The following is a 19,273-nucleotide window of genomic DNA, read 5'->3' on the forward strand; positions in this document are numbered from 1 at the left end:
GTCCCTGTTATTCGTGCTCTTTTTCTTCGTCAGCGCCGCCAATGCGTACCCAGTCATCAACCTCAGACACTTGGAACTTCCAAAGCCGTCCGACGCGGTGCGCAGGTAAGCCCTTGCGATCAATCCAGCGGTAGATTGAATCACGCGTCACGCCCAGATGCTCAGCAATCTGTTCGACGGACACCCAAGGTTCAGAAGTCATGGCAGCACTCCGACATAACGTGTTTTGATCGCATTAAATCGGCTTAAATCGTAAAGAATGCAGTTTACCACCTTGGCTATCGGTAGGCGAGTGCTCGACGTAGAGCATGATCTTCTGCTTTGCTCGGTCGTTGCCTTAGCGTTGCGTAAGGTGATATTCGGAGATATACCCAGTCGGGGGGGGGGGGGCGAAAATGCGGGAAAGCGGGCGAATTCTGATGCGGTCCGCAAACCGGAAATAGACCGGACACAAGGACTTTGAATGCCGAAAAAGAAAACGCCAACCTGCATGGGTTGGCGTTTTGTCTAGGATGTTCTTGGTGGCCCGGGGCGGAATCGAACCACCGACACAAGGATTTTCAATCCTCTGCTCTACCGACTGAGCTACCAGGCCAAGGAGGAGAATTATAGCAGGCTCAAGTGGGAATGCAAGGGTTGGAAAGCATCTTTTCAACAAATACGCGGGAGCTGGAGGCGATCTACGGCGCCGTTCGTCCCATTATATTTGCTTGTTGGTCAATTATTATTTGCCTGGAACGGTATTTTTCTCAATAAACGATGGGCGCATAGTACGTCTGCTCATCCAACAAGAGGACAACACCATGACCAGCACCATCCCGAACATCGGCCTGGGCACCTTCCGCCTGCAAGGCCAGGTCGCCATCGACTCCGTCCGCAACGGCATCGAGGCCGGCTACCGCCACATCGACACGGCGCAAATCTACGGCAACGAGGCCGAGGTCGGCCAGGCCATCGCCGCCAGCGGCGTCGACCGCGCCGATTTGTTCGTCACCACCAAGATCTGGATCGACAGCCTGGCCGGCGACAAGCTGATCCCCAGCCTGAAGGAAAGCCTGCGCAAGCTGGGCCTGGAACGGCTCGACCTGACGCTGATCCACTGGCCGTCGCCGGGCGGCGCCGTCGCCGTGGCCGAGTCGATGGCGGCGCTGGCCGAGGCGAAGGCGCAGGGCTGGACGGACCTGATCGGCGTGTCGAACTTCACCAACGCGCATTTGCGCGAGGCCATCGACGCCGTCGGCGCGGCGCAGATCGCCACGCAGCAGGTCGAGGTCCATCCCTTCCTGCAAAACTCCCGGGTCGTCGAATTCGCCCGCAGCCAGGGCATCCACGTCACCGCCTACATGCCGCTGGCCTATGGCAAGGTGATGGCCGAGCCGCTGATCGGCCAGATCGCCGCCCGCCACGGCGCCAGCGCCGCCCAGGTGGCGCTGGCGTGGTCGCTGCAGCAGGGTTACGCGGTGATCCCGTCGTCGACCCGGCGCGCCAACCTGGAGGCGAATTTGCGGGCGCGCGACATCGTGCTGTCGGCCGTCGACATGGCGCAGATCGCGGGCCTGGAGCGCAACGAGCGCCTGGCCAACCCGGACGGCCTGGCGCCGCAGTGGGACTGAGGCCCAGGCCGGCGCCGCCGCGCCGTCCGGTGTAGGTCTTTTGGCGGGGGCCGCGGCGGACGGAAAAGCGGCCGGCAAACGCTATAATGCCTGCATGAACAGTCCATCTTCCCCCACCATGCGGCGCTCCCTGCACGGTCAAAGCGACGTTTGCATTGTCGGCAATGGCGCCATCGCGAAAACCACCGCCCTGGCCTTCGCCCAGGCCGGGCAAAGCGTGACGCTGCTGTGCCCCCCGCCGGCGCCGGCCGCCACCGGCGCCGTCGTGCCGAGCTGGGACGTGCGCGTCTTTGCGCTGAACCACACCGCCTACCACCTGCTGTCCGCCCTGAAGGTCTGGGGCGCGCTGGACGCCGCCCGCGTGGCGCCGGTCGATGCGATGCTGGTGAGTGGCGACGGCGCCAACGCCGGCGGCTTCGGTTTCGACGCCTACGGCGCCCACGTCGGCACGCTGGCCTGGATCATCGAGGACAGCAATCTGGGCCAGGCGCTCGACGCCGCCTTGAAATTCGCGCAGAACGTGCAACTGGTGCGGGGCCGCGCCGTGCGCCTGGAAAGCGGCGCCGACTGCGCCACCGTGCATCTGGACGGCGGCGACAGCATCCGCGCCGCGCTGGTGGTCGGCGCCGACGGCGCCCAGTCCTGGGTGCGCGGCCAGTGCGACATCGGCCTCGATTACCGCGCCTACGGCCAGCGCGGCGTGGTCAGCAATTTCGCCTGCGCCAAGCCGCACCACGGCGCGGCGCACCAGTGGTTCACCGGCGCCGAGGGCATCGTCGCGCTGCTGCCGCTGCCCGGCGACCGGGTGTCGCTGGTGTGGTCGGCGCCGGACGCGCTGGCCGACACGCTGCGGCGCGAATCGGCTTCCCAGCTGGCCGCGCGCCTGGCCGTGTTCTGCGCCGACAAGCTGGGCGAGCTCACGCCGCTGCAGCCGGAGCTGGTGCGCGACTTCCCGCTGGTGCTGATGCGCCCGCACGCGATGGTCGCGCCACGCGTCGCCCTGGTCGGCGACGCCGCCCACGTGGTCCATCCGATGGCGGGCCATGGCATGAACCTGGGCTTCGGCGACGTCGTCGAGCTGGTCAAGACGGTCAGCGAGCGCGAGCCGCAGCGCGGCATCGGCGACGCCCGCGTGCTGGCCCGCTACGCCCGCGCGCGCAAGGAAGACGTGCTGCTGATGCAGTTGGCTACCGACGGTCTGGCGCGGCTTTTCGGCACGGATATCGAGCCTTTGCGCGTGGCGCGCAATTTGGGATTAAACTTGCTGGATAAATTGCCCGGGCTCAAGCGCCGGCTGATCTCCCACGCGCTGGGAAAACAGGCTTAAACCGGCCGCTTTCAGCCACCTCGGAATTAAGCCACGCTTAAGTGGTGAAAAGTACAATGGCTGCGGCCACGCGACGCGCGCCCGCGCGCCCGTCGCTTTTTGCGGAAGTCACTGGAGACGTTATGAGAAAGAGTAAGATCGCGTTATTGCTGCTGTCGGGTTTGATGATGTCCTGCGTCGGCGCCGAAACGCCCACCGAGGCGAACATCAAGAAGCTGATCGAGCCGCGCCTGGGCGAGGGCGCCAAGGTCGACTCCATCAAAGAGACACCGTACGGCGGCCTGTACGAAATCCGCACCGGCGGCGACATTCTCTACACCGACAAGACGGCGCAATATCTGATCGTCGGCCACGTCTTCAACGCCAAGACTTCGCAGGACCTGACCAAGGAGCGCCTCGACGAGATCAACCGCATCAAGTTCTCCGACCTGCCGCTGGAGGCGGCCACGAAAGTGGTCAAGGGCGACGGCAAGCGCGTCATCGCCGTGTTCGAGGACCCGAACTGCGGTTACTGCAAGCGCTTCCGCCAGACCACGCTGAAGGCCGTCGACAACGTCACCATCTACACCTTCATGTACAACATCCTGTCGGAAGACTCGATCGCCAAGTCGAAGAACATCTGGTGCGCGGCCGACCGCAACAAGGCCTGGGACGACTGGATGCTGAACGGTAAAGCGGCGCCGGCCGCACCGGCCGGCTGCACCGCGCCGCACGAAAAAGTGCTGGCGCTGGGGCAGAAGCTGCGCGTCAACGGCACCCCGGCGATCTTCTTCGCCGACGGCAGCCGGATTCCCGGCGCCATCGACGCCAAGGCGCTGGAAGCGAAGCTGGCAACCATCAAGCAGTAAATCGGGTTCACCCCGATTCGCCACGCGGCGCGCCCCTGATCCGGCGCGCCGTTTTTACGTCCGCGGCCCCAAAAGACCGCCACTGGCGGCGTGGAACAGGCGCCGCGGCCCGCCGATCTTGTGCACGCGGGCTCCTTACGCGTTATCCTGTATGCGCCGGAATCGCCGGCCATCCCGGCGCCCCGCAGGACATGGACATGCCCGCTGAGCTGCAATGATAAAAAACACGTGTAAAACACGAGGAAAGACATGAAAAAACCAAACAAAAAATCGGCGGCCATCGCCTACGCCATCCGCGCCAAAGACCTGGCCGGCCACCTGTTCGAAGTGACGCTGACGGTGCAGGCGCCGGCCGCCGGCGGGCAAATCTTCGCGCTGCCGGCGTGGATACCGGGCAGCTACATGATCCGCGAATTCTCGCGCAACATCGTGCAGATCAACGCCGAATCGAACGGCTGGGCCGTGGCCCTGACCAAGCTCGACAAACACACATGGCAGGCGGCGCCGTGCAAGGGCGCGCTGACCCTGCGCTACGACGTCTACGCCTGGGACCTGTCGGTGCGCACCGCCCACCTCGACCAGACCCACGCCTTCTTCAACGGCACCAGCGTCTTCCTGCGCGTGCTGGGGCAGGAAGACACGCCGCACCAGGTCGACATCCAACGTCCCGACGACAGCGCCTGCAAAAACTGGCGCGTCGCCACCACGCTGCCGGAACTGGGCGCCAAGCGCTACGGCTTCGGCAGCTACCTGGCCGCCAATTACGACGAACTGATCGACCACCCGGTCGAACTGGGCGACTTCGCGCTGGCCACCTTCAAGGCCCACGGCGTGCCGCACGACATCGTCATCAGCGGGCGCGTGCCCAACCTCGACCTGGCGCGCCTGAGCGCCGACCTGAAAGCCATCTGCGAAACGCAGATCGCCTTCTTCGAGCCGAAAACCAAACGCGCGCCGATGCAGCGCTACCTGTTCCTGACCCTGGCCGTCGGCGACGGCTACGGCGGCCTGGAGCACCGCGCCTCGACGGCGCTGATCTGCGCCCGCGCCGACCTGCCCAGCACCGCCGCGCCGAAAGACCAGGCGGCCAGCGACGGCTACATCAAATTCCTCGGCCTGTGCAGCCACGAATACTTCCACACCTGGAACGTCAAACGCATCAAACCGGCCGCCTTCGCGCCCTACCAACTGCAGGCCGAAAGCTACACACCGCTGCTGTGGCTGTTTGAAGGCTTCACCAGCTACTACGACGACCTGATGCTGGTACGGGCCGGCATCATCGACGAAGCCGCCTACCTGAAACTGCTGGGCAAAACCGTCAACAGCGTACTGCGCGGCAGCGGCCGCAACAAACAAAGCGTGGCCGACTCCAGCTTCGACGCCTGGGGCAAATACTACCGCCAGGACGAAAACGCACCGAACGCCATCGTCAGCTACTACACCAAAGGCTCACTGATCGCGCTGGCGCTGGACCTGACGCTGCGCGCCAAAACGGCGGGCAAAACAACGCTGGACGACGTCATGCAGGCACTCTGGCAACGCTACGGCCGCGACTTCTACCCGAACGGCGGGCGTGGCGTCACACCGGCCGAAGTCGAAGCCCTGTTCGACGAAATCAGCGGCGCCAAAATGAAAACCTTCTTCGAGCGCTACATCCGCGGCACCGCCGACCTGCCGCTGGCGAAACTGCTGGCGCCGTTCGGCGTCGTCTACGCCGACGAACGCAAGAGCGCCAAACCCAGCCTCGACGTCGGCCTGGGGCGCGACGGCAACGACGCCAAACTGGCGCACGTACACGAAGGCGGCGCCGCCCACCTGGCGGGCCTGTCGGCGGGCGACATCCTGGTGGCGCTGGACGGCCTGCGCGTGAGCGGCAACCCGGCCACGCTCGACACCCTGCTGGGCCGCTACAAAGTGGGCGAAAGCCTCATCATCCACGCCTTCCGGCGCGACGAACTGATGGACTTCACCGCCACCCTGCAAGGCGAACGCACGCCGGGCGTCGCACTGAGCGTCGCGGCGGGCAAAAAAGCCCCGGCCCTGCGCCGCCCGAGCGCCACCCGCTAAAGCAACAATGGGGTCAGGTCTAGACATGGCGGTTTTTGCGGATAAAAACCGCCATGTCTAGACCTGACCCCAAAGTTGGTTCTAAAAAACTGTCATATTTTCACTAAACATTTCAAAATTTTAATTTCTGATAGAATTCCCGCGAGAAATTCTTCTTGCTATACCGAACTTGGCGTTCTTTAAACGACCGTGACTTCACTCGACCTCCGCACGCTGCTGTTTATGACCACGCTGATGTGCGGCGTGATGAGTGTCGCTATGTATTCTGTCTATCGCAGCTTCCGCAGCGAGGTGAGGGGGCTGGGGCATTGGTCGCTCGGCCTGGCTTTGCTGGTCGCGGCGGCGCTGATGTTTTCTTTGCGCGGCGGTGTGCCCGACTGGTTGTCGGTGCTGGGCGCGAATGCGGCCCTGTTCTGGGGTATCGGTTTGTCGATGGTCGGCACGCAGTTGTTTTATGGCCGCCTGCCCAACTGGCGGTTGTTTCATGCGGTGTGGATAGCCGGCGTGGCCGGGCTGGCCTGGTGGTTGCTCGTGCAGCCCGATTTCGCGCTGCGCGTGGCCTATTTCTCCTTTTTGGTGCTGGTCTTTTATGCGACGCAGCTGGCGCTGGTCGTGCGTTACGGCGAGCGCCATTTTTCCAGCTATTTCTTCGCGGGCTTGATGCTGATCCAGTCGGCGGTGGTGCTCACGCGCGGCGTCGCCGCGCTGCTGTATGGCGGCGCCAGCGTCGACTTGTTGAGGAGCGGTGTCGTCGCCAGCGTGTATGTCGCGACCGCCAATTTCATGGCCTTGTTGCTGAACGTCGCCTTCATGGCCGTCGCCACGCGCCGCCTGCAGACTATCCTGGAGCGGCGCTCGACGCATGATCCTTTGACGCTGGTGCTGAACCGGCGCGGCTTCGCCGACGTCTACGCCAGGGAGAAGGCGCAGTTGTGGCGCGCGGCGCGCCCGTTGGCGCTGCTGAGCATCGATTTGGACCATTTCAAGTCGATCAATGATCGCTTCGGCCACGCCACGGGCGACCGCGTGTTGATCCACGTCGCCTGCCAGATTGGCGAGGCGCTGCGCGAGAGCGATTCGGTGGCGCGTTTCGGCGGCGAGGAGTTTATCGTGCTGCTGCCCGACACCGGCGTCGAGCTGGCGCTGGGGGTGGCGGAGCGCATCCGCGCGTCGCTGCGCCAGGGGCTGGATGTGCAGTTGCCGGCCTACACAGTCAGCATCGGCGTCGCCTGCCAGCTGGTGCCGGCGGAAACGCTGGACGAGCTGCTCTCGCGCGCCGACACGGCGCTGTACCGCGCCAAGGCGAACGGGCGCGATCGCGTCGAGCTGGCCGACGCGCAGGCGCCTATTGCGGTCCGGCCAGGCTGCGCAGCTGGAACTGATAGAGCTCGTTGAACAGGAAGGTTTCGGAGAATTCCAGCGTCTTGTGGCTGCGATGGAGCAGGTGCAGCGGTTTCGGGAAGGGCGCGGCGACGCGGCGCACGGCGGCCAGCGCCACCTTCGACGCTTCGCTGTCGCGCGAGCGCTTGACGACGACCGCGCTCAAGCCGCCGTCCCTGTCGACGCTGATGTTGACGACGACGATGGCCGGCAGCATAGGCGGCAGGCGGCCGCTGAAGGTGATGCTCGGGTTGGCGTCGAGGATTTGCTGGGCCACCAGCGCCTTGTACTGCTCGATTGAGTCGGCCGGCGCCGCGGGCGTGGGCGCGGCCACGGCCACGGGCGGCCGCTCGCCCGTCGTTGGCGTGGGCGGCACACGCGGCGGCCCTTTTTGGCAGGCGCTCAGCAGCAGGGCGAACAGCCCCAGCGATGCCGGCACGAGCAGTTTCTTCATAGCGCGCGACATGTCACACCTCCCGCGCCACCCAAGCTTGGTCGGGCGGCAGTCTGAATCAACACCACAGGCGCGGACCCGGCATTGGCGCCTTGCTCTTAGCTGAACAAACGGCGCAATTCGGCGCCGGGGTCGGGCGCGCGCATGAACGCTTCGCCCACCAGGAAAGCGTGGACGCCGGCGTCGCGCATGCGCCGCACGTCGTCCGCCACCAGAATACCAGATTCGGTGATGACGAGCTTTTCCGCGGGAATGCGCTGCATCAAGTCGAGCGTCGTTTGCAGCGAGGTCTCGAAGGTACGCAGGTTGCGGTTGTTGATGCCGACCAGCGCGCTGTCCAGCTTCAAGGCCGCGTCCAGCTCGGCGCCGTCGTGCGCCTCGATCAGCACGCCCATGCCCAGCTCGTGCGCGCAAGCCTCCATCTCGGCCATCAGGCCGTGGTCGAGCGCCGCGACGATCAGCAAAATGCAGTCCGCGCCCATCGCCCGCGCCTCGTAGATCTGGTACAGATCGACCATGAAGTCCTTGCGCAGCACGGGGATGGCGCAGGCCGCGCGGGCTTGCCGCAAATAGTCGCCGGCGCCCTGGAAGAATTGCGCGTCCGTCAGCACGGACAGGCAGGCCGCGCCGTTGGCCGCGTAGCTGGCGGCGATGTCGGCCGGGCGGAAGTCGGCGCGCAGCACGCCCTTCGACGGCGAAGCCTTCTTCACCTCGGCGATGACGGCGGCGCCGCCGGCGCCGATGTGGCGGCGCAGGCTGGCCTCGAAGCCGCGCAGATTGGCGCGCAATTCGGCGTCGGCCTCGACGTCGCGGCGCAGGCTGGCAAAGCCGCGCTGTTTTTTCGCCGCGGCGACTTCGTCGGCCTTGACGGCCAGGATGGTGTTGAGGATGTCGGACATGGCGCTTCCAGGGTGAGAGGTCAGTTTGGTTTCGACAGGGCCAGCTTCAGGCCGAGTCCGATGAACAGGCCGCCGGTGAGGCGGCTCAGCCAGGCGGTGACGCGCGGCTTGAGCCGCATGCGCTGGCTGGCGAACGCGGTGAACACGGCCAGCGCGTGGCACCACAGCATGCCGTTGAAATTGAACACGCAGCCGAGGACGACCAGGGCCAGCGGCTTGCTGGGCGCGTCGGCGGAGATGAATTGCGGCACGAAGGCGAGGAAGAAGATCGCCACTTTCGGATTCAGCACATTCGTCAGGAAACCCTGCAGGAAGATGCGCCGGTAGGGCTGCGGCGGCAGGGCGGCGGGCGCCGCGGCCTTGCCCGGCTTGCTGCGCAAGAGGGCGATGCCGACATAGACGATGTAGGCGGCGCCCACCCATTTGACGATGGCGAAGGCGGCGGCCGAGGTGGCCAGCAGCGCCGACAGGCCGGCGGCGGCCGCCAGCACATGCATCATCGTGCCGGCGCCGACGCCGAGCGCGGCGGCCGAGCCGGCGCGCCAGCCCTGGGTGGCGCTGCGCGCCATGATCAGCAGCGAGTCGGGGCCGGGGATGACGTTCAGCAGCAGGCCGGAGGCGATGAACAGGGACAGGTTTTGGATGCCGAGCATAGTGGAATTTTCCTTGGAGGCGGAGGCGCGGGCCTTGGGGGCGGGGACGGCGGAATGCGCCGCGCCCGGTTACCCCCGGGGTTTAATTGGCGCCGAGCTGCTGCGTCACCTGGACGAACTGCTCCAGCTTGGCCTTGGCCGCGCCCGAGGCAATGGCCGCGCGGGCCCGGCCCAAGCCGTCGGCGATCGAGCTGGCCACGCCGGCCGCGTACAGCGCCGTGCCGGCGTTCAGCGCGACGATGTCGCCGGCCGCGCCGGGCACGCCGTCAAGCGCCTCCAGCACCTTCTCTTTCGATTCGGCCGTGCCCGACACCTTCAGGTTGCGGCTGGCGATCATCTGCAGGCCGAAGTCCTCCGGGTGGATTTCATATTCGCGGATGGTGCCGTTCACCAGTTCGCCGACCAGCGTGCCGGCGCCCAGCGACACCTCGTCCATATTGTCGCGGCCCCAGACGACGACGGCGTGCTGCGCGCCCAGGCGCTGCAGCACGCGCACCTGGATGCCGACCAGGTCGGCGTGGAACACGCCCATCAGGATGTTGGGCGCGCCGGCCGGATTCGTCAGCGGCCCGAGGATGTTGAAAATCGTCCGCACGCCCAGTTCGCGCCGCACCGGCGCCGCGTGCTTCATGGCGGCGTGGTGGTTGGGGGCGAACATGAAGCCGATGCCGGTCTGGGCGATCGACTGGGCGATCTGCTCCGGCTTCAGGTTGATGTGGGCGCCCAGCGCTTCGAGCACGTCGGCGCTGCCGGAAGAGGACGAGACGCTGCGCCCGCCGTGCTTGGCGACGCGGGCGCCGGCGGCGGCGGCGACGAACATCGACGCCGTCGAGATGTTGAAGGTGTTGGCGCCGTCGCCGCCGGTGCCGACGATGTCGAGCAGATTGCTGGTGTCGGCCATCGGCACCTTGGTCGAGAATTCGCGCATCACCTGGGCGGCGGCGGCGATTTCGCCGATGGTTTCCTTTTTCACGCGCAGGCCCATCGTCAGGGCCGCGATCATGCTCGGCGACATCTCGCCCGACATGATCTGGCGGAACAGGTGCAGCATTTCGTCGTGGAAGATTTCGCGGTGTTCGATGCAGCGCAGCAGTGCTTCTTGATGGGTGATCGGCATGATGCTTCCTTCTTCAGTGATGGCGCAGGACGGTCGGGAATGAGGGGCGCGCCGTGGCGCGCGGATCAGTCTCAGCGGTCGAGAAAGTTCTTCAGCAGGGCGTGGCCGTGCTCCGACAGGATCGATTCGGGGTGGAACTGCACGCCCTCGATGTCGAATTGCCGGTGGCGCACGCCCATGATCTCGCCGTCGTCGGTCCACGCCGTCACTTCCAGGCAGGACGGCAGCGTGGCCCGTTCGATGGCCAGCGAGTGGTAGCGTATCACCGTGAAGGGGCTGGGCAAATCCTGGAAGACGCCGACGCCCGTGTGGGCGATGGCGGAAGTTTTGCCGTGCATGACTTGCTTGGCGCGGATCACCGTGCCGCCGAACGCGGCGCCGATGGCCTGGTGGCCCAGGCACACGCCGAGGATGGGCAGCTTGCCGGCGAAGTGCTGCAGGATGGGCACGGAAATGCCGGCCTGCGCCGGGGTTTTCGGCCCCGGCGAGATGCAGATGCGCCGCGGCGCGAGCGCCTCGATCTCGGCCAGCGTGATCTCGTCGTTGCGCACCGTGCGCACCTCCTCGCCCAGTTCGCCGAAATACTGCACCAGGTTGTAGGTGAAGGAGTCGTAGTTGTCGATCATGAGCAGCATCTCAGAACTCCCCATCCAGGCCGTCTTGCACTTGTTCGGCGGCGCGCAGCACGGCGCGCGCCTTGTTTTCCGTTTCCTGCCATTCCATTTCCGGGACCGAGTCGGCGACGATGCCGGCCGCGGCCTGCACGTACAGCATGCCGTCCTTGATGACGCCGGTGCGGATGGCGATCGCCACGTCCATTTCGCCGCCGAAGGACAGGTAGCCGCAGGCGCCGCCGTAGACGCCGCGCTTGCTCAATTCCAGTTCGTCGATGACCTCCATCGCGCGCACTTTCGGCGCGCCCGTCAGGGTGCCGGCCGGGAAGGTGGCGCGCAGCACGTCCAGGTTCGACAGGCCCGCCTTCAGGCTGCCCTCGACGTTCGAGACGATGTGCTGCACATGCGAGTATTTTTCGATGACGAGGCGCTCGGTGACCTTGACGCTGCCGATCTCGGCGATGCGTCCCAGGTCGTTGCGGGCCAGGTCGATCAGCATCACGTGCTCGGCGATTTCCTTCGGGTCGGCCAGCAGCTCGGCCGACAGGGCGGCGTCGCGCTCGGGCGTGGCGCCGCGCGGGCGGGTGCCGGCGATCGGCCGCAGCGTGACCTTCTTGCCGCCGTCGGCGGCCGTCTCGTTGCGCACCAGGATTTCGGGCGAGGCGCCGATGATCTGCATGTCGCCGAAATTGTAGAAGTACATATACGGCGACGGGTTCAGCGAGCGCAGCGCGCGGTACAGCGTCAGCGGCGAATCGACGTAGGGCTTGCGGATGCGCTGGCCGATCTGCACCTGCATCAGGTCGCCGGCCATCACGTATTCGTGGGCCTTGGCGACGGCCTTCAGGTAGTCTTCCTTGCTGAAGTCGCGGATCGTCTCGGTGCGCACGGAGCTCGACGTGACGGGGGCGTCGACGCCGCGGCGCAGCATCACGCGCAAGTCCTTCAGGCGCTGGCGCGCCTTCGAGAAGGACTCCGGCGCGCCCGTGTCGGCGTAGACGATCAGGTACAGCTTGCCCGACAGGTTGTCGATGACGGCCAGCTCCTCGGTCACCATCAACTGGATGTCCGGCAGGCCCAGGTCGTCCTTGGGCATGCTGTCGGCCAGCTTGCGCTCGATGTGGCGCACGGTGTCGTAGCCGAAGTAGCCGGCCAGGCCGCCGCAGAAGCGCGGCATGCCGGGGCGCAGCGCCACCTTGAAGCGGGCCTGGTACTGTTCGATGAAGTCGAGCGGATTGCCTTCGTGGCTTTCGATGACGACGCCGTTCTTGACGATCTCGGTGTGCCTGCCGTGGCTGCGCAGCACGGTCGTCGCCGGCAGGCCGATGAAGGAATAGCGGCCGAAGCGCTCGCCGCCGACGACCGATTCGAGCAGGAAGGTGTGTTTGCCGCCGTTCTGGCTTTGCGCCAGTTTCAGGTACAGGGTCAGCGGGGTTTCCAGGTCGGCGAAGGCTTCCGCGATCAAGGGGATGCGGTTGTAGCCTTCGTTGGCCAAGGATTTGAATTCGAGTTCGGTCATGTTTCTCTCCATGCCGCCAGGCTGCTGCGTGGCGGTGGGTTTGCAAAAAACCTGACGGATGCGCGCGCGCAGCCGGCAGCAATCAAAACGGGGTTACTTAGCCCAGGATTGCCAGCGTCGCCAAAGCCAGGCCTCAAGCGAGCCGGTTTGGGTAACATGGTGTTTTTTGTTGAGAAACATGTTGTGTGTGGTCAGTGTGCGGGTTCGTTGTGCAGACTAATTAAGTGGGCCGCTACCAGCAGCGTGTCAACTATACCATCGGAATCGGTTGCGTGTATAGAGTGGCCGTGATTGTAGCCGTATGGCACCGTCAGGACGGGGCAACCCGCAGCCCTGGCCGCCTGCGCGTCGTTCGACGAGTCGCCGATGGCCACCACCTGGCGCGGCGCCAGCGCGAAGTCGGCGCACACCTGGCGCAGCGGCAGCGGGTCGGGTTTCTTGCGCGCCAGCGAGTCGCCGCCGTAGACGACGTCGAAATAGCCGTGCAAGCCTTTCTGTTGCAGCAGGGGGACGGCGAAGGCGATCGGCTTGTTGGTCACGCAGGCCAGGCGCAGGCCGCCGGCCCTGAGCGCGTCCAGCCCCGCCAGCACGTCCGGGTACAGCGCGCTGAAGTCGCCGTTGATGGCCAGGTAGTGGCGCTGGTAGGCGGCCATCGCGGCGTCGAAGCGCGCCTCGACGCCGGCGGCGTCGAAGTCGAGCGAGAGCACGGCGCGGATCAGGTTTTCCGAGCCCTTGCCGACCATCAGCGCGATGCGCTCCTGCGTGATGGGCGCCAGCTCGAAGTCGGCGCGCATGCGGTTGATGGCGACGTGGAAGTCGGGCACGGTGTCGAGCATCGTGCCGTCCAGGTCGATGATGGCGGCGCGCACGCCGCGCAGGACGGTCGCCGCCGCCACCTTAGACGCCCGCCAGTTGCGCGCGCATCGCGTCGATGACGGCCCGGTAGTCGGGCTGGCCGAAGATCGCCGAACCGGCGACGAAGGTGTCGGCGCCGGCGGCGGCGGCCGCCGCGATGTTGTCGATCTTGATGCCGCCGTCGACTTCGAGCATGATGTCGCGGCCCGATTCGTCGATCATGCGGCGCGCCATGGCGATTTTCTTCAGCGCCTCCGGAATGAAGGACTGGCCGCCGAAGCCGGGGTTGACCGACATGATCAGGATGATGTCGATCTTGTCCATCACGTGGTCGAGGAAGTGCAGCGGCGTGCCCGGGTTGAATACCAGGCCGGCCTTGCAGCCATTGTCGCGGATCAATTGCAGCGAGCGGTCAACGTGTTCCGACGCTTCCGGGTGGAAGGTGATGATGTTCGCGCCCGCCTTGGCGAAGTCGGGAATGATGCGGTCGACCGGCTTGACCATCAGGTGCACGTCGATGGGCACTTGCACATGCGGGCGGATGGCCTGACACACCAGCGGTCCTATCGTCAGGTTGGGAACATAATGGTTGTCCATGACGTCAAAATGAATGATGTCGGCGCCGGCGCTGACGACGTTGCGCACTTCCTCGCCCAGGCGGGCGAAGTCGGCGGACAGGATGCTGGGAGCGATGCGGAATGTAGGCATGGTCAGGGTGGGGCAAGGTGAAAGATGCGCTATTTTACGCTTGGCGGCACACTTTCGCCCGGGCAAGGCCATTTTAAAAGGCCGTTGTTGCGCGCCTGCGGCACCGCCGCCGGCGTCTTTTTGCAGACAAAACCTTGCGTCCGGCCACTTTTTGGGGTGCAATGGCACGTCATTGATGACTTAACGCGCCCGCATCGGCGGGCAGGCCCAGTTTACTTGAGGAATTTCGATGGCTTCTTATGAATTTACTGTCTCCGTCCGCACGCAATATTTGCCGGAGCAGTCGGACCCCGAGCGCACCAGTTTCGTGTTCACCTATTCGGTCACGATCAAGAACACGGGCTCGGTCGGCGCGCAGCTGATCTCGCGGCACTGGGTCATCACGGACGCCAACAACCATATCGACGAAGTGCGCGGCCTCGGCGTCGTCGGCCACCAGCCGCTGCTGCAGCCGGGCGAACAGTTCGAGTACACCAGCGGCACCGCGCTGGCCACGCCGCAAGGTTCGATGGTCGGCGAATATTTCTGCGTCGCCGAAGACGGCAAGCAGTTCGAGGCGAAAATTCCCGAGTTCGTCCTGTCGCTGCCGCGCACGCTGCATTGATTGCTGCCGGCCCAGGGCGCGCCGCGTCGCGGGCGCCCGCCTACCTCACTCTCACTTGTCGCCCGGCGTTTGCTCGGGCAACTGCTTTTTCTGCGCGGGCCGTTTCGGTTTGCGGCCTGAATACATGGTCCACCAGACGATGAAGACCATGAGGAAAAACGCAAAGACTGCTTCCAACATTAATAGCCACATATCATTCCCTATGTCATTTACACGCAGCAGTTTACTCGTTTCGATGGGCGCCGTCGCGCTTTTGCTGGCCGCCTGCGCCACCGCGCCCGTGCCGCCCGCGCCCGTCGTTGGCGCCGCGCCGCCGCCCAAGCCGGCCCCGGCGCCCGCCAAGCCCGCTCCGGTTCCGGCGGCCGCCGCGCCGGCGCCGACTGTACCGCAACTGCTGCCGGTCGGCTTCGCCGCCTTGCCCGGCTGGCAGAAGGACGACGTCCGCGCGGCGTGGCCGGCCTTCATGTCTTCATGCACCGTGCTGGTCAAGCGCGCCGACTGGAAAGAGGCGTGCACGATCGCGCGTCAGGTCAACGGTGGCGACGACCGCGCCGTCCGCCTGTTTTTCGAAACCTTCCTGGTGCCGCATCAAGTGATTGCGCCGGACGGCGCGGACAGCGGCCTCGTGACCGGCTATTACGAACCGATGTTGCACGGCGCGCGCAAACGCGGCGGGCCGTACCAGACGCCCCTGTACCGGGTGCCGGAAGACATGGTCACCGTCGAGCTGGCCAGCGTGTATCCGGAGTTGAAGGGCATGCGTTTGCGCGGCCGGCTGGTCGGCAAGAAAGTGCTGCCGTATTCGACCCGCGCCGAGATCGAGCGCGCCACCGAGGTGACGGGCAAGGAATTGATGTGGGTGGAAGATCCCGTCGAAGCGTTCTTCCTTCAGGTGCAGGGCTCCGGCCGCGTGCACCTGACGGATGCGCAGGAAACCGTGCGCGTTGCCTATGCCGACCAGAACGGCCATCCGTACAAGTCGATCGGCCGCTACCTCGTCGACAAGGGCGAGCTGACTACCGAGCAGGCGTCGGCGCAGGGTATCAAGGCGTGGATCGCCGGGCATCCGACGCGCCAGCAGGAATTGTTCAATGCCAATCCAAGCTATGTGTTCTTCAAGGAGGAGCGCTTGCCGGACCCGAAAGTGGGGCCGAAGGGGGCCTTGGGCGTGGCGCTGACGCCGCAGCGTTCGGTGGCGGTGGACGCCAGGTTCCTGCCGCTGGGCGCGCCGCTGTTCCTGTCGACGACGCAGGCGAATAGCGATATCCCCTTGCAGCGCCTGGTGATGGCGCAGGACACGGGCGGCGCGATCCGCGGCGCGATCCGGGTCGACTACTTCTTCGGCTTCGGCACCGAGGCGGCGGAGAGCGCCGGCCGCATGAAGCAGAGCGGCATGGTGTGGGTGCTGCTGCCGAAGCAGCCGCCGAAGCGTTGACGCCGGCGCCGGGGGCCGACTAGCGCAGCACCATCACAGGCAGGGTCGTGTGCGCCAGCACCTTCTGGGTTTCGCTGCCGAGGAACAATTTGTTCAAGCCCTTGCGCCCGTGCGAGGCCATCATGATGATGTCGCATTGGTATTTGGCGGCCGTCTCGACGATTTGCTCGTACGGGCTGACGGCCAGCGCGACCACCCCTTCAAAGAGGATATTCGCCTCGCGCGCGGCGACGCCGATCTTGTCGAGGTTGTGTTGCGCCGCCTCATGCATCTCGCGCTCGTACTGGCGCGCGTCGAACACGGCGCCGCCGTCGCTCATCGGCGAGAACGGGAATGGCTGCACGACGCTGATGCCGACGATTTTCGCCTGGTTCAGCTTGGCGAACTGGATCGCCGTTACGGTGGCTTTGTCCGACAATTCCGAGCCGTCGGTCGGCAGCAAGATAGTTTTAAACATGGCATTCTCCGGTTGATGTACACCAGCCAGCTTATGGATTTGGGCCGATAAAAACCTTGATGTATATCAAAGCGCCTGAAATTCGCCGCTCAGCTACGCACGCTGCGCACCGGCGAGGCCGCCACCATCGTCACCGTCAGCACCAGCGAACAGGCGGCGATGCACGCCAGTCCGGTGCGTATGCTGAAGTGCTCGGCGATGGCGCCGGCGGCCAGCGCGCCTAGGGGCGCCGTCGCCACCGTCAGGAAGCGCATCGTCGAAATCATCCGGCCCAGGTAGGCGTCGGGCGTCACCTTTTGCCGCATTGCCATGTAGGGAATGAAGAACAGCGTCACGCCGCAATCGAAAAAGAACACCAGCACGCCATAGGCGACGGCGCTGGCGTGGGCGCTGCCCCACAGCATTGCCGGGATGGCCGGCATTAACATGAAGGTCAGCGTGGTCGAGGCGAGGCCGACGAGCATCGTCGTGCCGGGGCCGTGGCGGCGCGTGAGCGGCTTGATCAGTTGCGAGCTGACGAGCACGCCCAACCCGCCCAGGGTTTGCGCCAGGCCCAGCGCGCCCGGCGTCATGCCCAGCTCGCGCGTGGCGAACAGAATCGACAGAGCCGCGCTGCCGTAATACAGTAAGTGCCAGAGGCCGGCGCCCCAGGCCAGCGCGCGCAGCAGCGGATGGCCCCATACGAAGGCGAGGCCGTCCCTGATGTCGTGCAGCGGATGCTTGTCGGATGGGGCGGGCTGGGGTTCGGACACCGTGATGCGGCGCAGGTTCAGCACCGACAGGGCATAGCCGCAAGCCGTCACCAGCACCGCAATCGGCGCCGTCAGCAATTGCACCAGGATGCCGGCGATGCCGGGACCGATCAGGCGCGCGGCGGAATCCGTGGTGGCGAATTTCGCGTGCGCATCAATTAGCCGGTCGCGTCCGATCAACTGGATCAGAAAGACTTGTTCGGCGCCGCCGCCCAGCACGAATCCCGTGCCGATCATGAATCCGACAATATATAAGCAGGGCATGGACAGCACGCCGAACCAGTGGGCCAGCGCCACGCTGCCCAGCGCCACGCCCGACATGATCTCGCTGAACAGCATGATGGGCAGCTTGCGTTTCCGGTCGAGCAGCACTCCCGCCGGCAAGGTGAGCAGCGCGAAGGGCAGGGCTTGCAGCGCCACCAGGGCGCCCATCTGCGCCGGCGTCGCATGCAGCAGCAGCGCCGCGCACAGGGGCAGGGCCAGGCCGGAAATCTGCGCGCCGAAACCGTTCAGTGCGCTGCTGAACCAGAAGCGGCAGAAGTTGGCGTCGCTCAGCAGCGGATCGCCGCTGAATTTTCTGCTGCAGTACAGGCGGAAGGTGGCGTAGATAAAGTGCTCTATATAAAGGAGTAGGCAATCGACAAATAATACCAGCGCCGGAGTGCTTCCAATAGACTATAAACGCTACAATCGCCGCTACCGTGTGCCACCCATAGGAGAGCTTTATGCAATACGAAGATCTGATTATCGAAATTCACGACAAAGTAGCGCTGATCCGCCTGAACCGCCCGAAAGCATTGAACGCGCTCAACGAGCGCATGATGAACGAGCTGGGCGACGCGCTGTACAAGTTCGACGCCGACGCCAACATCGGCTGCATCATCCTGACCGGCAGCGAAAAAGCCTTCGCGGCGGGGGCCGACATCGCGGCGATGGCGGACTACACCTATCCGGACACCTATAAAGACAACTACATCACGCGTAACTGGGAGCACATCCTGCGCGTGCGCAAACCGGTCATCGGCGCCGTCGCCGGCTACGCCCTGGGCGGCGGCTGCGAACTGGCGATGATGTGCGACTTCATCATCGCCAGCGACAATGCCAAATTCGGCCAGCCGGAAATCAAGGTCGGCGTCACGCCAGGCGCCGGCGGCACGCAGCGCCTGCCGCGCACCATCGGCAAGGCCAAGGCCATGGACTTGCTGCTGACGGCGCGCACCATCGACGCGGCCGAAGCGGAACGCATCGGCCTGGTGTCGCGCGTTGTGCCGGCCGACAAGTTGATGGACGAGGCGCTGAGCGCCGCCGCGACCATCGCCGCCATGCCGACCTCGGTGGCGATGCTGATCAAGGACGCCGTCAACCGCGCCTTCGAAACGACGCTGACGGAAGGCGTCGCGTATGAGCGCCGCCTGTTCCACGCGGCCTTCGGCACGCCGGCCCAGAAGGAGGGCATGCATGCCTTCCTGGAAAAGCGCTTGCCAAAGTTCGAGGGTCTTTGATATAGTCCGCCTCCCCGCTGAAACGGCAGCGAAATCAAGTGCTTGCAGGACATCGGGGAGCGCCGGCAACGGCGCTGCGGTGAAAACAGGGGGTTGACGAAACAAGCGAAACGCTGCATACTCTTCCTTCTTCGCGGCTGACAAACAAAACGCTTTGTCGCCAAGCCGCAGTAGTACCGAACAAGTTCTTTAAAAATTAACAGTCGATAAATGTGGGCATTTGATGATGGTGCCGGCGGACTTCGGTCCGCCGTATACTTAAATTATTAAATGCTCGCGAAAAAGAAATATAGGATGTTTCGCAAGAAACAGCCTGTCAGTATTTTGAGTGAGTAAGAGGCCAGCGATGGCTTCGACCTGTCAGAAATGACATTAAACAGAGATTAAACTGAAGAGTTTGATCCTGGCTCAGATTGAACGCTGGCGGCATGCCTTACACATGCAAGTCGAACGGCAGCACGGAGCTTGC

Annotated in this window: 20 protein-coding genes, 1 tRNA gene, 1 rRNA gene and 1 pseudogene; 10 read left to right on the forward strand and 13 right to left on the reverse strand. The window is 64.9% G+C overall.

Annotated elements, in window-relative coordinates:
* Positions 1-7: 7 nt before the first annotated feature.
* A pseudogene (locus OIK44_RS24200) lies at positions 8-211 on the reverse strand (helix-turn-helix domain-containing protein); the annotation flags it as partial.
* 308 nt (positions 212-519) lie between these two features.
* A tRNA-Phe gene (locus OIK44_RS24205) sits at positions 520-595 on the reverse strand.
* A gap of 208 nt (positions 596-803) precedes the next feature.
* Between OIK44_RS24205 and dkgB the strand changes: the two genes are divergently transcribed.
* The 5 genes from dkgB to OIK44_RS24230 all read left to right on the forward strand — a co-directional run bounded on the left by dkgB (position 804) and on the right by OIK44_RS24230 (position 7,250).
* Entirely contained in the window at positions 804-1,613 is an 810-nt protein-coding gene (gene dkgB / locus OIK44_RS24210; RefSeq protein ID WP_273674638.1) for a 2,5-didehydrogluconate reductase DkgB, read from the forward strand.
* 94 nt (positions 1,614-1,707) lie between these two features.
* Positions 1,708-2,940, forward strand: coding sequence for an FAD-dependent monooxygenase (locus tag OIK44_RS24215; RefSeq protein WP_273674640.1), 1,233 nt, complete (start codon positions 1,708-1,710; stop codon positions 2,938-2,940).
* Between the two features lie 122 nt (positions 2,941-3,062).
* Entirely contained in the window at positions 3,063-3,788 is a 726-nt protein-coding gene (locus OIK44_RS24220) for a DsbC family protein (protein WP_273674642.1), read from the forward strand.
* Positions 3,789-4,037: 249 nt separating this feature from the next.
* On the forward strand, positions 4,038-5,855 hold the full coding sequence (locus tag OIK44_RS24225; protein WP_273674644.1) for a M61 family metallopeptidase: 1,818 nt from the start codon (positions 4,038-4,040) through the stop codon (positions 5,853-5,855).
* A gap of 258 nt (positions 5,856-6,113) precedes the next feature.
* Positions 6,114-7,250: a GGDEF domain-containing protein gene (locus OIK44_RS24230; protein ID WP_273674646.1), complete on the forward strand. Its 1,137-nt coding sequence runs from the start codon at positions 6,114-6,116 to the stop codon at positions 7,248-7,250.
* On the opposite strand, the gene OIK44_RS24235 is transcribed toward OIK44_RS24230, so the two are convergent.
* The 8 genes from OIK44_RS24235 to rpe form a co-directional block, all read right to left on the reverse strand.
* Entirely contained in the window at positions 7,201-7,701 is a 501-nt protein-coding gene (locus tag OIK44_RS24235; RefSeq protein WP_273674648.1) for a TonB C-terminal domain-containing protein, read from the reverse strand. The genes OIK44_RS24230 and OIK44_RS24235 overlap by 50 nt on opposite strands.
* Positions 7,702-7,787: 86 nt before the next feature.
* The gene (gene trpC / locus OIK44_RS24240; RefSeq protein ID WP_273674650.1) at positions 7,788-8,588 is read right to left on the reverse strand and encodes an indole-3-glycerol phosphate synthase TrpC; all 801 of its coding nucleotides are present in this window, start codon (positions 8,586-8,588) and stop codon (positions 7,788-7,790) included.
* A 20-nt stretch (positions 8,589-8,608) separates the two neighbouring features.
* Positions 8,609-9,241 carry a LysE family translocator gene (locus OIK44_RS24245; RefSeq protein WP_273674652.1) on the reverse strand — a complete coding sequence of 211 codons (633 nt, stop codon included), beginning with the start codon at positions 9,239-9,241 and terminating at the stop codon, positions 8,609-8,611.
* An 82-nt stretch (positions 9,242-9,323) separates the two neighbouring features.
* Entirely contained in the window at positions 9,324-10,358 is a 1,035-nt protein-coding gene (gene trpD, locus OIK44_RS24250; protein WP_273674654.1) for an anthranilate phosphoribosyltransferase, read from the reverse strand.
* A gap of 71 nt (positions 10,359-10,429) precedes the next feature.
* The gene (locus tag OIK44_RS24255; RefSeq protein WP_273674655.1) at positions 10,430-10,993 is read right to left on the reverse strand and encodes an aminodeoxychorismate/anthranilate synthase component II; all 564 of its coding nucleotides are present in this window, start codon (positions 10,991-10,993) and stop codon (positions 10,430-10,432) included.
* A gap of 1 nt (position 10,994) precedes the next feature.
* On the reverse strand, positions 10,995-12,491 hold the full coding sequence (gene trpE / locus OIK44_RS24260) for an anthranilate synthase component I (protein WP_273674657.1): 1,497 nt from the start codon (positions 12,489-12,491) through the stop codon (positions 10,995-10,997).
* 191 nt (positions 12,492-12,682) lie between these two features.
* Positions 12,683-13,387, reverse strand: a complete 705-nt coding sequence (locus tag OIK44_RS24265; protein WP_273674659.1) for a phosphoglycolate phosphatase — start codon at positions 13,385-13,387, stop codon at positions 12,683-12,685.
* Position 13,388: 1 nt separating this feature from the next.
* The gene (rpe, locus tag OIK44_RS24270; RefSeq protein ID WP_273674660.1) at positions 13,389-14,054 is read right to left on the reverse strand and encodes a ribulose-phosphate 3-epimerase; all 666 of its coding nucleotides are present in this window, start codon (positions 14,052-14,054) and stop codon (positions 13,389-13,391) included.
* A gap of 229 nt (positions 14,055-14,283) precedes the next feature.
* On the opposite strand from rpe, the gene apaG reads away from it, so the two are divergent.
* Positions 14,284-14,658, forward strand: coding sequence for a Co2+/Mg2+ efflux protein ApaG (apaG, locus tag OIK44_RS24275; RefSeq protein WP_273674662.1), 375 nt, complete (start codon positions 14,284-14,286; stop codon positions 14,656-14,658).
* A gap of 51 nt (positions 14,659-14,709) precedes the next feature.
* Here the strand turns inward: apaG and OIK44_RS24280 are convergent, their stop codons facing one another.
* Positions 14,710-14,838 (reverse strand): hypothetical protein, encoded by a 129-nt coding sequence (locus OIK44_RS24280; RefSeq protein WP_273674671.1) that lies wholly within the window; start codon positions 14,836-14,838, stop codon positions 14,710-14,712.
* A gap of 22 nt (positions 14,839-14,860) precedes the next feature.
* On the opposite strand from OIK44_RS24280, the gene mltA reads away from it, so the two are divergent.
* On the forward strand, positions 14,861-16,093 hold the full coding sequence (gene mltA / locus OIK44_RS24285) for a murein transglycosylase A (protein WP_273674663.1): 1,233 nt from the start codon (positions 14,861-14,863) through the stop codon (positions 16,091-16,093).
* A 19-nt stretch (positions 16,094-16,112) separates the two neighbouring features.
* Here the strand turns inward: mltA and OIK44_RS24290 are convergent, their stop codons facing one another.
* Both OIK44_RS24290 and OIK44_RS24295 read right to left on the reverse strand, forming a co-directional pair.
* On the reverse strand, positions 16,113-16,550 hold the full coding sequence (locus OIK44_RS24290) for a universal stress protein (protein ID WP_273674664.1): 438 nt from the start codon (positions 16,548-16,550) through the stop codon (positions 16,113-16,115).
* Between the two features lie 89 nt (positions 16,551-16,639).
* Positions 16,640-17,815, reverse strand: a complete 1,176-nt coding sequence (locus OIK44_RS24295; protein ID WP_273674669.1) for an MFS transporter — start codon at positions 17,813-17,815, stop codon at positions 16,640-16,642.
* Here OIK44_RS24295 and OIK44_RS24300 point away from each other — a divergent pair.
* From OIK44_RS24300 to OIK44_RS24310, 3 genes are all read left to right on the forward strand, one after another.
* Entirely contained in the window at positions 17,750-17,935 is a 186-nt protein-coding gene (locus OIK44_RS24300; protein WP_273674666.1) for a hypothetical protein, read from the forward strand. The genes OIK44_RS24295 and OIK44_RS24300 overlap by 66 nt on opposite strands.
* Positions 17,936-18,027: 92 nt before the next feature.
* Positions 18,028-18,804: an enoyl-CoA hydratase gene (locus tag OIK44_RS24305; protein WP_273674668.1), complete on the forward strand. Its 777-nt coding sequence runs from the start codon at positions 18,028-18,030 to the stop codon at positions 18,802-18,804.
* A gap of 385 nt (positions 18,805-19,189) precedes the next feature.
* Positions 19,190-19,273: ribosomal RNA gene (locus OIK44_RS24310) — 16S ribosomal RNA — on the forward strand; the annotation flags it as partial.

Origin of the sequence: Janthinobacterium fluminis (genome assembly GCF_028595325.1) — a bacterium.
GTDB lineage: Bacteria > Pseudomonadota > Gammaproteobacteria > Burkholderiales > Burkholderiaceae_D > Janthinobacterium > Janthinobacterium fluminis.